Source organism: Cellulomonas wangleii (genome assembly GCF_018388445.1).
GTDB lineage: Bacteria > Actinomycetota > Actinomycetes > Actinomycetales > Cellulomonadaceae > Cellulomonas > Cellulomonas wangleii.
Window position 1 is genome coordinate 1,537,691 of the sequence record NZ_CP074405.1, and the last position, 14,619, is coordinate 1,552,309.

15 protein-coding genes are annotated in these 14,619 nt (G+C 75.4%); 5 read left to right on the top strand and 10 right to left on the bottom strand.

Going from position 1 to position 14,619, the window contains the following annotated elements:
* Nucleotides 1–10: 10 nt before the first annotated feature.
* A complete protein-coding gene (locus tag KG103_RS07145) occupies nt 11–1,681 on the bottom strand; it encodes a PQQ-dependent sugar dehydrogenase (RefSeq protein ID WP_207341474.1) in 1,671 nt (556 codons plus the stop codon).
* A gap of 87 nt (nt 1,682–1,768) precedes the next feature.
* Between KG103_RS07145 and KG103_RS07150 the strand changes: the two genes are divergently transcribed.
* The 4 genes from KG103_RS07150 (at nt 1,769) to KG103_RS07165 (ending at nt 4,755) form a co-directional block, all read left to right on the top strand.
* The gene (locus KG103_RS07150) at nt 1,769–2,398 is read left to right on the top strand and encodes a nucleoside/nucleotide kinase family protein (protein WP_249670837.1); all 630 of its coding nucleotides are present in this window, start codon (nt 1,769–1,771) and stop codon (nt 2,396–2,398) included.
* Nucleotides 2,399–2,528: 130 nt separating this feature from the next.
* A complete protein-coding gene (locus KG103_RS07155) occupies nt 2,529–3,500 on the top strand; it encodes a TIGR03557 family F420-dependent LLM class oxidoreductase (RefSeq protein ID WP_207341513.1) in 972 nt (323 codons plus the stop codon).
* Nucleotides 3,497–4,291: a coenzyme F420-0:L-glutamate ligase gene (locus tag KG103_RS07160; protein ID WP_207341473.1), complete on the top strand. Its 795-nt coding sequence runs from the start codon at nt 3,497–3,499 to the stop codon at nt 4,289–4,291. The genes KG103_RS07155 and KG103_RS07160 overlap by 4 nt, the downstream gene beginning before the upstream one ends.
* Nucleotides 4,288–4,755: a hypothetical protein gene (locus KG103_RS07165; protein WP_207341472.1), complete on the top strand. Its 468-nt coding sequence runs from the start codon at nt 4,288–4,290 to the stop codon at nt 4,753–4,755. The genes KG103_RS07160 and KG103_RS07165 overlap by 4 nt, the downstream gene beginning before the upstream one ends.
* Nucleotides 4,756–4,810: 55 nt before the next feature.
* Here KG103_RS07165 and KG103_RS07170 read toward each other — a convergent pair whose 3' ends face one another.
* From KG103_RS07170 to KG103_RS07180, 3 genes are all read right to left on the bottom strand, one after another.
* The gene (locus KG103_RS07170; RefSeq protein WP_207341471.1) at nt 4,811–6,109 is read right to left on the bottom strand and encodes a DUF418 domain-containing protein; all 1,299 of its coding nucleotides are present in this window, start codon (nt 6,107–6,109) and stop codon (nt 4,811–4,813) included.
* A 114-nt stretch (nt 6,110–6,223) separates the two neighbouring features.
* A complete protein-coding gene (locus KG103_RS07175; protein WP_207341470.1) occupies nt 6,224–6,799 on the bottom strand; it encodes an HhH-GPD-type base excision DNA repair protein in 576 nt (191 codons plus the stop codon).
* A 24-nt stretch (nt 6,800–6,823) separates the two neighbouring features.
* Nucleotides 6,824–7,585 (bottom strand): class I SAM-dependent methyltransferase, encoded by a 762-nt coding sequence (locus KG103_RS07180; protein WP_207341469.1) that lies wholly within the window; start codon nt 7,583–7,585, stop codon nt 6,824–6,826.
* Nucleotides 7,586–7,698: 113 nt separating this feature from the next.
* Here KG103_RS07180 and KG103_RS07185 point away from each other — a divergent pair, with 113 nt between their 5' ends.
* The gene (locus KG103_RS07185; RefSeq protein WP_207341468.1) at nt 7,699–7,968 is read left to right on the top strand and encodes an FHA domain-containing protein; all 270 of its coding nucleotides are present in this window, start codon (nt 7,699–7,701) and stop codon (nt 7,966–7,968) included.
* Here the strand turns inward: KG103_RS07185 and KG103_RS07190 are convergent.
* The 6 genes from KG103_RS07190 to KG103_RS18815 form a co-directional block, all read right to left on the bottom strand.
* Nucleotides 7,920–8,552, bottom strand: coding sequence for a class F sortase (locus KG103_RS07190; RefSeq protein ID WP_207341467.1), 633 nt, complete (start codon nt 8,550–8,552; stop codon nt 7,920–7,922). The two genes, KG103_RS07185 and KG103_RS07190, sit on opposite strands and share 49 nt — an antisense overlap.
* Nucleotides 8,549–9,661 carry an ice-binding family protein gene (locus KG103_RS07195; RefSeq protein ID WP_207341466.1) on the bottom strand — a complete coding sequence of 371 codons (1,113 nt, stop codon included), beginning with the start codon at nt 9,659–9,661 and terminating at the stop codon, nt 8,549–8,551. The genes KG103_RS07190 and KG103_RS07195 overlap by 4 nt, the downstream gene beginning before the upstream one ends.
* A gap of 130 nt (nt 9,662–9,791) precedes the next feature.
* Nucleotides 9,792–10,622: a putative F420-0 ABC transporter ATP-binding protein gene (locus tag KG103_RS07200; RefSeq protein WP_207341465.1), complete on the bottom strand. Its 831-nt coding sequence runs from the start codon at nt 10,620–10,622 to the stop codon at nt 9,792–9,794.
* Nucleotides 10,613–11,710 (bottom strand): putative F420-0 ABC transporter permease subunit, encoded by a 1,098-nt coding sequence (locus KG103_RS07205; RefSeq protein ID WP_243656478.1) that lies wholly within the window; start codon nt 11,708–11,710, stop codon nt 10,613–10,615. Before KG103_RS07205 ends, KG103_RS07200 begins: the two co-directional genes overlap by 10 nt.
* Nucleotides 11,711–11,719: 9 nt before the next feature.
* Entirely contained in the window at nt 11,720–12,829 is a 1,110-nt protein-coding gene (locus KG103_RS07210; RefSeq protein ID WP_207341464.1) for a putative F420-0 ABC transporter substrate-binding protein, read from the bottom strand.
* Between the two features lie 264 nt (nt 12,830–13,093).
* Entirely contained in the window at nt 13,094–14,512 is a 1,419-nt protein-coding gene (locus tag KG103_RS18815; RefSeq protein ID WP_207800461.1) for a cellulose binding domain-containing protein, read from the bottom strand.
* Nucleotides 14,513–14,619: the final 107 nt, after the last annotated feature.

Genomic DNA, 14,619 nt, shown 5'->3' on the forward strand with positions numbered 1-14,619 from the left:
CCGGCGGGCGTCATCCGCCGGGCCGGACCCGCAGGATCCGCTCGTTGCTGTTGTTCGCGACGGAGTCCTTGTCACCGCGCGTGCTCGTCGTCAGCCACAGCGAGCCGTCGGCCGACGGCTCGACCGTGCGCAGCCGGCCGTAGGTCCCCGACAGCAGGGTCCGCAGGTCCGTGAGCTGCCCGTCCGCCGTGATCGTCGCGCGGTACAGGCGGGTGCCGCGCAGGCACGCGATCCACAGCGAGTTCCCCGTCACGGCCAGACCGCTGCACGACGCGGACGCCACGGGCAGGGTGAGGCGCGGCGCGACGAGCCCGGGACCGGAGCAGTCGCCGCTGGTGCCCTCGCACTGCGGCCACCCGTAGTTGCCGCCGCGGACCACCACGTTGGTCTCGTCCATCACGGAGTTGCCGAACTCCTGCTGCCACAGCCGGCCCTGGGCGTCGAACGCCAGGCCCTGCGGGTTGCGGTGCCCGTAGCTCCACACCGCGTTGCCGAACGGGTTGTCGGCGGGGACCGACCCGTCGGGTGCGATCCGCAGCACCTTGCCCGCCAGGTTCGACGTGTCCTGCGCCCACTGCGGGTTCTGCCCGTCGCCGGTCGCGACGTAGAGCATGCCGTCGGGCCCGAACCGCAGCCGCCCGCCGTTGTGGTACTTGTTGCGCGGGATGCCGCTGACCAGCACCTGCGGCGTACCGGACAGCGCGCCGTCGGAGTAGCGGATGCGCACGACCCGGTTGTCGGTGGTCGTGGTGTGCATGACGTACAGCCAGGGCGACGTCGTGAAGTCGTCGGCGACCTCCAGGCCCAGCAGCCCGCCCTCACCGTCCGTGCCGGCGACCCCGGGCACCGTGCCGACGACGCGGGTCGCGCCCGTCGCGGGGTCCAGCCGCACCACCTGGAACGTGTCGCGCCGCCCGTAGAGCACCGAGCCGTCCGGCAGCTCGACCAGCCCCCACGGCAGGTCTCGCTCGGTGGCCACCTGGGTGACGGAGCAGATGGCGTCCGTGCAGGTGCCGCCCGTGGTGACGCGCACGGCGTCGGAGTTGGGGGACCGGTTGCCGGCCTGGTCGCGCGCCCGGACGCGGTACGCGTAGGTGTAGCGCTCGCGCAGCCCCGAGTCGACGAACGTGAGGACCGAGCCGGAGGTGCTGCCGACCACGGAGCCGTTGCGCAGGATGTCGTAGGCGGTGACGCCGACGGCGTCGGTCGCGGCCTGCCACGTGACCGTGACCGTGGTGCCCGTGGCCCGCACGGCGACGCCCGACGGCGCGGTCGGCGCGGTGGTGTCGACCTGGCACGCCGGCACGCGCAGGTCGAGCGTGCCGCTCGCCTGCGACACGTTGCCCGCGGCGTCCCGGGCGTTGACGTACAGGCCCCAGGTGACGCCGGGCACGAGGGTGAGGAGCGCCTGCGTGGTGGTGCCCGCGACGGTCGTCATGTGCTGCCCGTCGTGGTAGACGTCGTACGCCACGACGCCCACGTCGTCGCTCGACGCGGACCACGTGAGCCGCACGGCGGTGCAGCTCAGCTCGCTGGTCCGCAGGCCGGACGGTGGTGTCGGGGCGGTGGTGTCGGTGGCCACCGCGTGCGGGGCCACGGGGGCGGCCGTCGCCGCGGGTGCGAGGGTCACGGCCAGCGCCGCCACCAGGACCAGGACGAGGGCAGGACGGGTGCGAGTCATGGGGTTCCAATCGCCGACGCTGGGACGAATCTGCCCGATCCGGACGAGTCGCGCCAGGGCAGGGCGCACGGCCGAAACGGTTCGGACGTGAGCGCCGTGCCCGCGCGGGTGCGGCCGACGACGCCCGGGGCGCTGGTCGCGCACGTGGCCGACCTCGCGGCCGCGGTCCCCGGTCGGTGCCGCGTGCTCCTCGACGGGGCCGCGCCGCTGCGCCCGCAGGACCCGGCCGACGCGCTCGTCGACGCGCTGCGGGCCGCGGGTCGGCCGGTCGTCCGCGTGCACGCCGACGACTTCCTGCGGCCCGCGTCGCTGCGGTACGAGCACGGCCGGCAGGACCCGGACGCGTACCTCGAGGACCGGCTGGACGTGGGCGCGCTCGCGCGCGAGGTGCTCGACCCGTTCGCCGCCGACGGCACGTACCTGCCCTCGTTGTGGGACGCGGTGCGGGACCGCGCCACCCGGGCGGCACGCCGGCAGGCGCCACCGGGGGCCGTGCTCGTCGTGGACGGCGAGCTGCTGCTCGGCAGGTGGCTCGACGCCGAGCTGACCGTCCACCTCACCGTGCGCCCGGCGACGCTGGCGCGGCGGCTGGGCCCGCAGGACGCCTGGATGCTGCCCGCGTTCGCGCGGTACGAGCAGGAGGTCGCCCCGCAGGACGTCGCGGACGTGGTGGTGCGGGTGGACGACCCGCGGCACCCGGCACTCGTCGTGCGCTGAGCCCGCTGCGCCCGCTGAGCCCGTCGTGCACCCCGCGGCGGACCACCGGGTGCGGGCTAGGCTCGACGGCACAGGGGACGAGCACCAGGAGGCGCACCAGGTGGCAGGGCTGACGATCGGGTACGCGGCGATGCTGGAGCAGTTCCACCCGCGTGAGGCGGTGGAGCTGTCCGCGTACGCCGAGCAGCACGGGTTCTCCGGCGTCATGGCCGCCGACCACTTCCAGCCGTGGGTGCCCGCGCAGGGGCAGTCCTCGTTCGTCTGGAACGTGCTCACGGCCGTCGGGGAGCGCACGACGGGGGACATGGGCCCCGGCGTGACGGCGCCGACGTTCCGCTGGCACCCCGCGATGGTCGCGCAGGCGTCGGCGACGCTCGCCGCGATGTACCCCGGCCGGCACTGGCTGGGTCTGGGCTCCGGCGAGGCGCTGAACGAGCACGTCGTGGCGGGCTACTGGCCCGAGGCGCCCGAGCGCATCAACCGGATGTTCGAGGCGATCGACATCATCAAGAAGCTCTTCGCGGCCTCGCTGGCGGGCAAGGACGTCAAGCACGCCGGTCCGTTCTACAAGCTCGAGTCGACGCGCCTGTGGACCATGCCCGAGGTCGCCCCGGAGATCCTCGTCGCCACCGCCGGCCCGGTCACCGCCAAGCGCACCGGGAAGCACGCGGACGGGATCATCACCGTCGGTGCGCCGCTGGAGAAGATCAGCGGCCTGTTCGGCAAGTTCGCCGAGGGCGCTCGCGAGGCGGGCAAGGACCCGGACGCGATGCCGAAGGTCCTCCAGCTCCACATGTCGTGGGCCGAGACGGACGAGCAGGCGCTCGCCAACGCGATGCACGAGTGGCCCAACGGCGGCATGAAGTTCCCCAAGGCCGACATCCGCTCCCCGTTCGACCTCGAGCAGATGGCCAAGCTGGTGCGTCCCGAGGACTTCGCCGGCCGCATGGTGATCTCCGCCGACCCCGACGTGCACCGCGCCGAGATCCAGAAGTACGTGGACCTCGGGTTCGACCGCATCTACCTGCACAACGTCGGCCGCAACCAGCGCGAGTGGATCGAGGTCTTCGGTCGCGACGTGCTGCCGAAGCTGTCGCGGTGAGCGCGGGCGAGCTGCGCGTCTGGGCGCCCGACGGCGTCCCGGAGGTCGTCCCGGGCGACGACCTCGTCGCGCTGCTCGTGGCGGCGCTGCGCGCCGACGCGGTCGACGAGCCCGGGCACGCGCTCGCCGACGGTGACGTCGTGGTGGTCACCAGCAAGGTCGTCTCCAAGGCGGAGGGGCGCGTGGTCGCCGCCGACGACCGCGAGCAGGCCATCACGGACGAGACCCTGCGGGTCGTGGCGACCCGCGAGCACGCCGGGGGCGTCACCCGGATCGTCGAGAACCGGCTCGGCCTGGTGATGGCCGCGGCGGGCGTCGACGCGTCGAACACGCCGGAGGGCACCGTGCTGCTGCTGCCGGCCGACCCCGACGCGTCGGCCCGGGCGCTGCGGGCCGGGCTGGTCGCGGCGTTCGGCGTGCGCCTCGGGGTGCTCGTCACCGACACGGCGGGTCGGCCCTGGCGGCAGGGCGTCACGGACCTCGCCATCGGTGCGGCGGGCGTCGACGTGCTCGACGACCTGCGCGGGCAGCTCGACACGTTCGGCCGGCCGCTGACCATGACCGTCGCGGCCGTCGCCGACGAGATCGCGAGCGCCGCCGAGCTCGTCAAGGGCAAGGCGTCGGGGCGGCCTGTTGCCGTCGTGCGCGGTGTCGGTCACGTCGTGACCGACGACGACGGGCCGGGTGCGCGCGTGCTGGTGCGCACCGGCCCGGACGACATGTTCCACCAGGGGTCGGCCGAGGCGTACGCCCAGGGGTGGAAGGACGCGCTCGAGCGGCCGGGACGATGACCGGGCCCGTGGCCGACGAGGTCGTGCTCGTCGTCGACGCCGCGAACGTCGTGGGCTCGCGCCCGGACGGCTGGTGGCGGGACCGCGCCGGCGCGGCGACCCGGCTGCTCGGCCAGCTGGCGCGGCTCGTCGGGGCGCCCGTCGTGGGCCCTGACGGCGGCCGCCTGCGGGTGGTGCTCGTCGACGTCGTGCTGGAGGGCGGGGCGCGCGGTGCGTCGGCCCCGGACGTCCCGGGCCTCGTCGTCCACCTCGCACCGCACGACGGTGACACCGAGGTCGTCGAGCGGGCGTCGGCGGCCGGGTCCCGCGCGCTCGTGGTGACGGCGGACCGGGGCCTGCGCGCGCGGCTGGGCGGCGCGCGCGTCGCCGGGCCGGGGTGGCTGCTGACGCTGCTGGAGGCCGCGGCGGGCCCGGACGACGAGGCGGACGGCCGTACCGGGCCTCAGGCGCGTCGGTCCTCGTGACCTGCACCCGCAGCCCTGCCGCGATCGGACGTGCGCCTCGCGGACCGAGAGGACGTCATCCGGACAGGGGCCGGGCCTCGGGGGCCGGCTGCCCGTCCGTGACCGCCGCGCTCGGGGACGCCGTGCTCCGGCCGTACACGAGCCTGCGGTACAGCCACTCCGCCGGCCCGCGCCGCCCCGCGGCCTCGAGAGCGACCGCGACCGCGACGGTGACGAGCCACACGCCGACGGCCCACGCGACCACCTGCGCCGAGCCCATGTCCCGTCCGAGCCCTCCGGCCCACGCGGCGAGCGGGAGCACGAAGAGCACCGACTGCAGCAGGTAGCACGTCAGCGACCGGGTGCCGACGGCCCGCAGCGCGCGGCCGACGGGCCCGAGCATGGCGGTCGTCGTGCCGCGGGCGGCGACGACCCAGCCCACCAGCGCGGCGAACGCGACGCCACCGGCGGCGCCGGTGACCTCGTGCAGGATCGCCGACCCGATCGCGTCGCCCGTGGACGGGTCGCGCAGCCGCGCGACCGCCGTGGCGAACGGCACGGCACCGACCACGCTGACGGCCAGCCCCACGACCGCCGTGCGGCGCAGCAGCCGGACGTGGTCGGCCGGACGCTCGAGGACCGAGCGACGCGCACCCCACATGCCCAGGAGCACGAGCGGCAGCGCGATGAAGGCGCCCAACGGTGCGCCGAACAGTCCGCTGAGTGCCCGCGTCGCCAGCGCCGCCAGGGGCGACTCCTCGACGGGGATGACGAACGGCTCGCCCAGGAAGACCTCCTGGAGCACGATCGCGCCGTTCATCGCGCCACCGACGACCCCGGAGGCGACCAGCACGGTCGCGGACGTGACGAGCAGCGCGCGGTCGGACGCCCGGACGAACGCCACCGCCAGCAGGCCGGTCAGCCCGTAGGCGCCGAGGATGTCGCCCTCGAACAGCAGCAGGACGTGCGCCACGCCGAAGGCGACGAGCAGCGCGGCGCGGCGCAGCAGGTCCGCGCGGCACGCGGGCCACGGCACCCACGCGGCCGCCCGGCGGCGCACGACGACACCGATGCCGTAGCCGTACAGCAGCGCGAACATCGGCATCGTGCGCCGGTCGACGAGGAGCGACACCACGCCGTCGACGGTGCGGTCCAGCGTCGAGGAGTCGACGGGCCGCAGGCCCAGGCCCACGGCACCGCCTGCGAGGTGCACCACGGCGTTGGCGATCGCGATGCCCAGCAGCGCGAGCCCGCGCGCGACGTCGGGGGCGACGGCCCGGCTCGCGACCGGGACGGGCCCGACACGGGGGCGGGGCGGCGGCGGGAGCGTCACCGGTGCGGCGTGGGGCAGCACGGCGGGAGGCGGCGTCGTCATGGGCTCATCGTCACGTGCCCGTAGGTGCCGGCGCGTCGGTCTCGGGGACGGCCCGGGCCTCCGTCGCGCGACGGAGGCCCGGCCGGGGGCCCGCCGTCCGGAAGGGCGGCGAGGTCAGCGAGCGGCCTTCGCCGCGGCCTTGGCGGCGCGCTTGGTCTCGCGGACCCTCCCGAGCGACGCGGCGTCGCGGACGTCCGCGATCGACCGGAACTCGTCGTCGCCGTACGCACCCGCGGCCTCGCGCCACCCCGCGGGCTGCACGCCGCGCTGCTTGCCCAGCAGTGCGAGGAAGATCCGCGCCTTCTGGTCACCGAAGCCGGGCAGCGCCTTGAGGCGGCGCAGCACCGTCGGGCCGTCGGGGTCGCCGTCGGTCCAGATGCGCGTCACGTCGCCGTCGTACTCCTCCACGACGGCCCGCGCGACGGCCTGGATGCGGCCCGCCATGGACCCGGGGTACCGGTGCACCGCGGGCGGCGTCGCGCACAGCGCGGTGAACTCGTCGGGGTCCGCCTCGGCGATGCGGTGCACGTCCCAGCCGGCCATCCGGTCGGCGATCTTCGCCGGCCCGGCGAACGCGGTCTCCATGGGCACCTGCTGGTCGAGGAGCATCCCGACGAGCAGCGCGAACGGGTCGTCGTCGAGCAGGCGGTCGGCGGCGGCGTCGCCCGTCATCCAGAGTCTGTCGGCCATGACGCCATTGTCCACGCAGCGGCCTCAGCCGCGGCGGGCGGCGAGCGACAGCATGGTGGGGATGGTCGCGAACCAGCGCTCGTCGTCGGTCCACCCGTGCTCGGGGACACGGCGGGCGGGGAGCGACGGCGGCTCGTCCAGGTCGACGAGAACCAGGCCGGCGGCACGGAGCTGCTGGACGTACCAGGTGAGCGGCCGGTGGTAGTGGCGGTGGCCGCCGAACGTGTCGATCCACCGCTCCTCGTGCTCCAGGTAGCCCGTGACGCGCCGGTGCCGCTCGTCGTCGTACACGGGCTGCTGGTGGAAGAACGCGGGGTGCAGGAGGGTGGCGATCAGCACCCCGTCGTCCGTCAGGAGCGAGGCGACGTCGGCCAGCAGGCGGTCGAGGACCGGCACGTCCATGAGGACCATGTGGCTCACCACGGCGTCGAAGGGGCCGGTTGCCCCGTTCGGGACGCCCGCGGTGAGGTCGGCGACCTCGAACCTCAGCGTCGGGTGGTCGGTCCGCGCCCGTGCCACGAGCTCGGCGCTGCCGTCCACGCCGACGACGTGCGCCCCGCGCTCGGCGAGCAGCCCGGCGAGCCACCCGTGTCCGCAGCCGAGGTCGAGCACGTGCGGTCGGCCGGTCGGCAGCCAGCGGTCCAGGAACGGTTCGAACCGCCGCCAGAACGAGTCGTCGGGGCCGCCCACGGTGGCGGCGTAGGCGCGCGCCGACCGGTCCCACGCCCGGAGGTCGGCGACCGAGCCGTCCGTCGACGCGTCGTCGGTCGGCGTCGGTGGCGTCATGAGCCCATCGTGGCGGGCGTGGTCACGCGGGCGCGAGACCGGCTCGCCGTCCGGTTCCGGACGAACCGGACATCGGCCCGTCCGCCCGGGCCGGGCGCGTGGCCGGCACGGTCGTGACCGGTCAGGTGACGCTCGCCTTGCACCTGCCGCGCGGCACGACGACCGTCGGGCGCGGGCCGCACAGCGACCGGCGGCTCACCGACCCGATCGTCTCCACGACGCACGCCCGCGTCGTGCCGGTGCACCCGGCGTGGACGGTGGGGGAGCTGCGGGACCGGTTCGTCGACGTCGACGGCGTGCCCGCGCGGCAGGGTGGTCGCACCGTCCCGGGCGCTCAGCCGGGTCGGACCAGCTCCGCGAAGACGACCACGTTCGCCTCGTAGTGCCGGACGGCCCGGTCCCACTCGCCGCCGCAGGTGATGAGGCGGAGCCCGGCGTGGTCGATGTCGCCGTAGACCGCGTCCGTCGGGAAATGGTCCTTCGGGTGCTCCTCGACAGCCGTGACCTGGAACACCGGGACCGTTCCGTCCGTGCGGGTGACCCGGATCTCGTCCCCCGCGGCGAGGTTCGCGAGCTCGTAGAACACCCCGGGGCCGGAGGCCCAGTCGACATGGCCGGCGATGACCGCGGGCCCGAGCTCACCGGGTGTCGGCGCGCCGTCGTACCACCCGGCGGGGAAGCCTGCCGGGGGAACCTCCAGGGTGCCGTCGTCCTGCAGGCCCAGCCTCATCAGCTCGGAGTCGACGCCGATCGCGGGGATCTGCAGGCGCACGGGGGCGGAGGCCGCCATCCTGACCGGCCCGGCCGTCCGGGCCGGAGCCGTCGCGGGCACCGCGGTGACCGCCGGGGCCGTCGCGGGGGTGGCCGGGTCAGGGGCCTTCGGCGCCGCGGCCGGCGCGGAGCTGCACGCGGCGGTCGTCAGGACGAGTGCGACCGCCCAGGCGATCGCACCCGTCCGTCCCGTCACGCGGCGGGCAGCCGACGACGGGCACGCAGTCCGGCCGCCCCGGCGACGACGGCACCGCCGAGCAGTGCGGCGCCGTGGAGAGCGTTCCCGGTCGACCCGGCGTCGATGCTGCTGCCGTCGCCGGTCGCGACACCCCCGATCGGCACACGGCCGACCTGCGGGGAGGAGGCTGCGTCCTCACCCGATCCCGCGCCGGGCCCGTCGCCCGATCCCGCGCCGGGGTCGTCGCCCGATCCCGCGTCGGGGCCGTCGCCGGAACCTGCGTCGGGAGCGGTGGTCTGGTCGCCACCCGGGACGGGGGCGGTGCTCGGGCCGGGTGTCGCACCGGGCGTCGGAGAGGCGCTCGTGCTCGTGCTCGGCGAGGCGCTCGGGCTCGGCGACGTGCACAGCGGACGGGTGATGGTGTTGGAGTCCAGCGTGACCGCGCCGTTGCGGGCGAGGACCCGGCCGTCGACCGTCGCCCCGGTGGTGAGCGTGATGGAGGTCAGCGCCAGGATCGTGCCGGTGAAAGCGCTCCGGACGCCGAGCGTCGCAGAGCTGCCCACCTGCCAGTAGACGTTGCAGGCCTGGGCGCCACCGATCAGCTCGACCGCGCTGTCCGTCGCGGTGATCAGCGTCGACGGCGTCTGGAAGACGAACACCGCGTTCGGGTCGCCCTCGCCGTCCAGCGTCAGGGTGCCCGTGATCCCCAGCTCGCCGCCCGAGGAGTACACCCCCGACGTCAGCGTCAGCCCACCGAGCTCGACGGGTGCCGCGAGCACGGGACCCTGCCCCGCGGCGTCGTCGTACGCGGTCACGAGGTCACTCTTGGCCCGCTCCGCGACCTCGTCCGCGGCGTGGGTCGCCCCGGTCTGCGTGATCGAGCCCGCCCCGGAGATGGCCGGCGTGGGGAACGTGCCGATTTCACCCGCAACCGTGGTGGGTCCGGTGTTCGTGATGCCGGAACCGGCGAGGATCGCGAAGCTCCCGGCCGTGGCGAGCGGCACCGGGACGGCCGCGGCCTGGGCGTTCGACGCCAGGGCGACGACGACAGCGACGGTCGCGGCGACCGCTGCCAGTGCCGCTGTGCGGGGGTGTGCGTGGGTATGCCCACGGGTTGTCGCCTTCATGCCTGTGCCTCCGAGGATTGGGGGCGGTCCACCTCGACCGCCACCGGATTCGACCCTATGTGCTGGCAGTGAGCCGCTGGCAAGCAAGGTCGCGATCCCGGCGCGGGGAGCACGTCGTGGAGCGCGGGTCCTACGCCCCGGCAGGCCGCGGGTCCCTGGCCTGCGGGGACGTGCCGGCCGGCGCCGTGAGCGCGATGACGGGACGGCCCGTGCCTGGGTGCGTCAGGACCTCGGCGTCGACGCCGTAGACGGCCCGCAGCAGCGCGGGGGTCAGGACGTCGGACGGCGGCCCGGCCGCCGCGAGGCGACCGGCGGACAGCACGATCACGTGCTCGCAGAACGCCGCCGCGAGGTTGAGGTCGTGCAGCGCGGCCACGCTCGTGACCCCGAGGTCACGCACGAACGCGAGCATCGAGAGCTGTGCGGCGACGTCGAGGTGGTTGGTCGGCTCGTCGAGCAGCAGGAGCCGCGGCTCCTGGGCGAGCGCCCGGGCGATGTGCACGCGCTGACGCTCACCGCCCGACAGCGTCGACCACGCCCGGTCGGACAGGTGGGTCGCCGACGCGGCGTCCAGCGCCCGGTCCACCGCACCGGCGTCGTCGTCCGTGCCCCACAGCGTGCGGTAGGGGATGCGGCCCAGCGCCACGACCTCGCGCACGCTGAGCGGCACCGTCGCGCCGGAGTCCTGCTCCAGCAGCGCCACGTGACGCGCGCGCACACGCCGATCCATGCGATGGACCGGCACCGCCGGTGTGGGGTCCGCCGCACCGGGGTCGGTCACCAGCACGGCCCCGGCGTCCGGCGCCAGCAGGCCCGCCACCAGGCGCAGGAGCGTCGTCTTGCCCGCACCGTTGGGGCCGAGCAGCCCGGTGAGCGCCCCGGGCGGCGGGGTCGCGTCGACGCCGTCGAGCACCCAGCGGCCTCCCAGGCGCGTCCCGACGCCGGCGATCGTCAGCTCCACGTGCCACCCCGTCCCCGCCGCAGCAGCACCGCGAACACGGGTACGCCGATGAGCGCGGTCACGATCCCCACGGGCAGCTCGCGCGGGTCGAACACCGTGCGCGCCAGGGTGTCCGCCCAGACCAGCAGGACCGCACCGGCCAGGCCCGCGACGGGCAGCAGCCGGCGGTGCGAGGGGCCCGTCACCACCGACACCGCGTGCGGCAGCACCAGGCCGACGAACCCGATGGCGCCCGACACCGCGACCATCGCCCCCGTGAGCACGGCGACGAGCGTCATCATCGCCCACCGGGTGCGCTCCACGGCCACGCCCAGCGCGGCGGCCGCGGTGTCGCCGAAGGTGAACGCGTCGAGCCGTCCCGCCGTGACCAGCACGACCGTGCCGACCACGACCAGCGCACCGCCGGCGATCGCGACCGACGACCACGTGGCCCCCGCCAGCGACCCCATGAGCCACGAGAGGATCTCGCGGTACGAGTCACCGGTGGCGGTCCAGAAGATGACGAACGACGTCGCCGCGGCCGCGAGCTGGGAGATCGCCAGACCGGCGAGGACGGCGCGCGTCGGGGTGAGCGTGCCGCCCGTGCGGGCCAGCGTGAGCGTCGCGACCAGCGCCGCCAGCGCCCCGACGAACGCCGCGACCGGCAGCAGCAGCCCTACGCCCAGCACCAGCACCGCCACGGCGCCCAGCGACGCCCCCGACGAGAGCCCCAGCAGGTACGGGTCCGCCAGCGGGTTGCGCGTCATCGACTGCATCACCGCCCCGGCGACCGCCAGGCCCGCGCCGACGGCGGCCGCCGTGAGGACCCGCGGCAGGCGCAGGTCCCAGACGATCGCATCGTGCAGGCGCGGCACGTCGGGCGCGCGCAGTCCCAGGTGCGCGAGCACCGAGCGGACCACCTCGCCCACAGCGACGTCCGCGGGGCCGATGGTCACGGCGACCAGCAGCGTCACGACCAGCGCCGCCGACCCCACGGCGACGAGCAGCGCCAGCGGTGGGCGCAGCGGGGCCCGCCCGGTGGCGTCGCCCGCGAGCAGAGGGCCGGCGGGCGGCTCGCTGCGCGGGGGACGGAGGCGTCGGTTCAGCATCGGTGCAGGTCAGCCCTCGCTCGTGGCGGCCGGCGTGCCGGCGTCGAGCGCCCGCACCGCGTCCGCGATGTCGGAGGCGGCCCGGGCGTTGCGCACGCCGGCCTCGGACGCGGCGAACGGGACCACGACGTACCGCTGCTCGCGCACCGCGGTGAGCTGGGAGGCCGCCGGGTGCGCCGCGAGGAAGTCCCTCTTCTTCTGCGCGGAGTTCCACGCGGAGTCCACGAGCACCAGCACGTCCGGGTCCGCCGCCACGACCTGCTCCCAGCCGACCGACGTCCAGGTGTCGTCGACGTCCGCGAACACGTTGGTGAGCCCCGCGGTCTCCAGCAGCATCTGCGGTGCACCGATCCCGGCGCCCACGAAGGGCGTGTCCGTGCCGGACGACCACCACACCGCGGTGGCGCCGTCCACCGGCTCGATCGCGTCGAGCGTCGCCTGCTGCGCGGCGACGACCTCCCGCGCGGCCTCGGGGACCCCGAACACCTCACCGACCTCGCGGATCTCGCCCAGGACGTCGTCGAACGTCAGCGGGTCCGGCTGGTACGCGGGGTCCTTGCACGCGCTGGGCGACACGTACGTCGCGATGCCCAGCGCGTCGAGCGTCGAGCGCTCGCCCGCGCCGTCCGCGCTGAGGTTGGACTCCCAGCCGGCGTAGACCAGGTCGGGCTCGGCCTCGAGCAGGGCCTCCTGGCCGGGCACCTTGTCCGAGAGGACCGGGACGTCGGCGACGTCCGCGGCCCACTGCTCCGGGACGGGCCCGTCGGCGAACGCGGTGCCGACCAGCGCGTCGGCCAGGCCGAGCGCCAGCATCATCTCGGTCGTCGACGACTTGATGGTCACGACGCGCTGCGGCGGGGCGTCGAACGTGACCTCGGTCCCGCAGTTGTCCAGGGTGACGGGGGCGTACGTCGTGGGCACGTCCGACGGGGTCGCCGAGGGTGCCGCGGCCGGGGCGCCCGTGGAGCACGCGGCGAGGGCGAGCGCGCCGACGGCGACGCCGGTGACGAGCACGGCGCGGGGCACGCGTCGCGGGGACGTCGTGCGGGTGGGGGAGTCGCCGGCGCGGCGGGCAGCGCTGCGCGGGACGGGTACGAGGTGACGACGGGCGCGGGGCATGGTCTCTCCGGGAGGTCGCTGCCGCGCACGCCGTCGGGCACGGGAGGGAGGGGGACGGGCGCACGTCGCGCCGCGGAGGACCGTCCCAGCACGGGGCGGTGCGACCCGACCAGAGCGACGGTCGGGTTCCGACGGGCAAGCCTAGGCGCTCCGGCCGCCACCCGCGCAACCGCCCCCGCAACCGTGCGCCCACGCCACGAGCGGTGTGCGTGACGTGTCACGCACACCGCTCGTGGTCGGCTCGCGCCGGTGGCTCGCGGGAGGTCAGGCGGCCGAGCAGGTCACCCGTGCGCCCGCACCGTTCCCGGTGCCCTGGAAGCCGAACGTCGTGCTCCCGCCGGCGTCGACCCGCCCGTTCCAGGGGGCGTTCGTCACCGTGAACGCCGACCCGCCGGTCGACTGGCCGTTCCACACCTGCGTCGCGCCGGCCCCCGTGGCGAGGGTGACGGTGACGCGCCACCCCGTGACCGGGGCGCTGCCGGCCGTCACCGTGACGTCCGCGACGAACCCGCCGGGCCAGCTGTTGGCGAGCCGGTAGGTCGCGGTGCAGCCGGTGCCGGTACCCGGGGTGGGGGTCACGGAGGGCGTCACCGACGGTGTGGGGGTCACCGAGGGTGTCACCGACGGCGTGGGCGTGACCGACGGCGTGACCGACGGGGTCACCGAGGGCGTCACCGAGGGCGTGGGCCCCGGTCCGGCGTCCCCCCACGCGTCCTTCAGGAACGCGGCGATGGTGTCCCAGCTCGGGTTCGGGGTGCCCTGCGTGACGGTCTCCCGGCAGCCCTCGACCGTGCGGACGGTCTGCTGCCCGTAGCGCGAGGCGCTCGTGACGTCGGTGTGGCTGTGGCCGGCGCCGGGCACGGAGAAGAACCGGGTGTCGACGCACGCGGCCTTGAGCGCGTCGTAGAGGATCTGGGTCTGCGCGTGGGGCACCACGTTGTCGCTGAGCCCGTGCAGCAGGAGCATCGGGGGGTCCTGCGCGTCGACGTACGCCAGGGGGTTGGCCTGCTGCGCCTTGTCGCGGCAGGTGGGGATCGCGCAGCCCAGGAGCTGGGCCTCCGGGGCGCTCGGGCTGTCGTGGTCGATGAAGCCGCCGGGGTCCTGCTCCCTGAGCCGCTGGAAGTCGGTGGGCCCGAAGAAGTCGACGCCCGCCTGCACGGCGCTCGAGACGCCGTAGAGGCCGACCTGCCCCTCGAGCGACTCGACACCGCCGGTCAGCGCAGCCATCGCGGCCACCCAGCCGCCCGAGGAGTCGCCCATGGAGGCGAAGCGGTCCGGGTCCAGGCGGTACCGGTCGGCGTAGGCGCGCAGGTACCGGATCGCGGCCTTGACGTCGTGCACCTGGGCCGGGAACTTCGCCTGCGAGCTGGACCGCACGCTGACCCCGGCCACCGCGATGCCGCGGGGGTTCAGCTGCTGGGCGATGGCCGCCGCACCGGACTTGCCGTCGTCGGACGTCCACGCCGACCCGGTGGACCACACGACGAGCGGCCAGGGCCCGGGGCCGTCCGGCACGTACAGGTCGAGCAGGTGGCCGCGGCTGCCGGCCGGATCGGCCTGGGCGTAGGCGATGTTCGTGATCGTCTGGGCCTGGGCGGCGGTGCCGAGCGTGGCGACCGCACCCCCCGCGACCAGCGCCACCACCCCCAGCCATGCGGCGGTCCTGCTGCGCGTCCTGGTCATGACGTGGCTCCCCTCACACGGTGGTGACGTTCACCATGGCGGCCCCGCTCGCGGCGCGGCCAGGGCCGAAACCATTCGGGCGGCCGGGCGCACGGTGTCGCCGCACG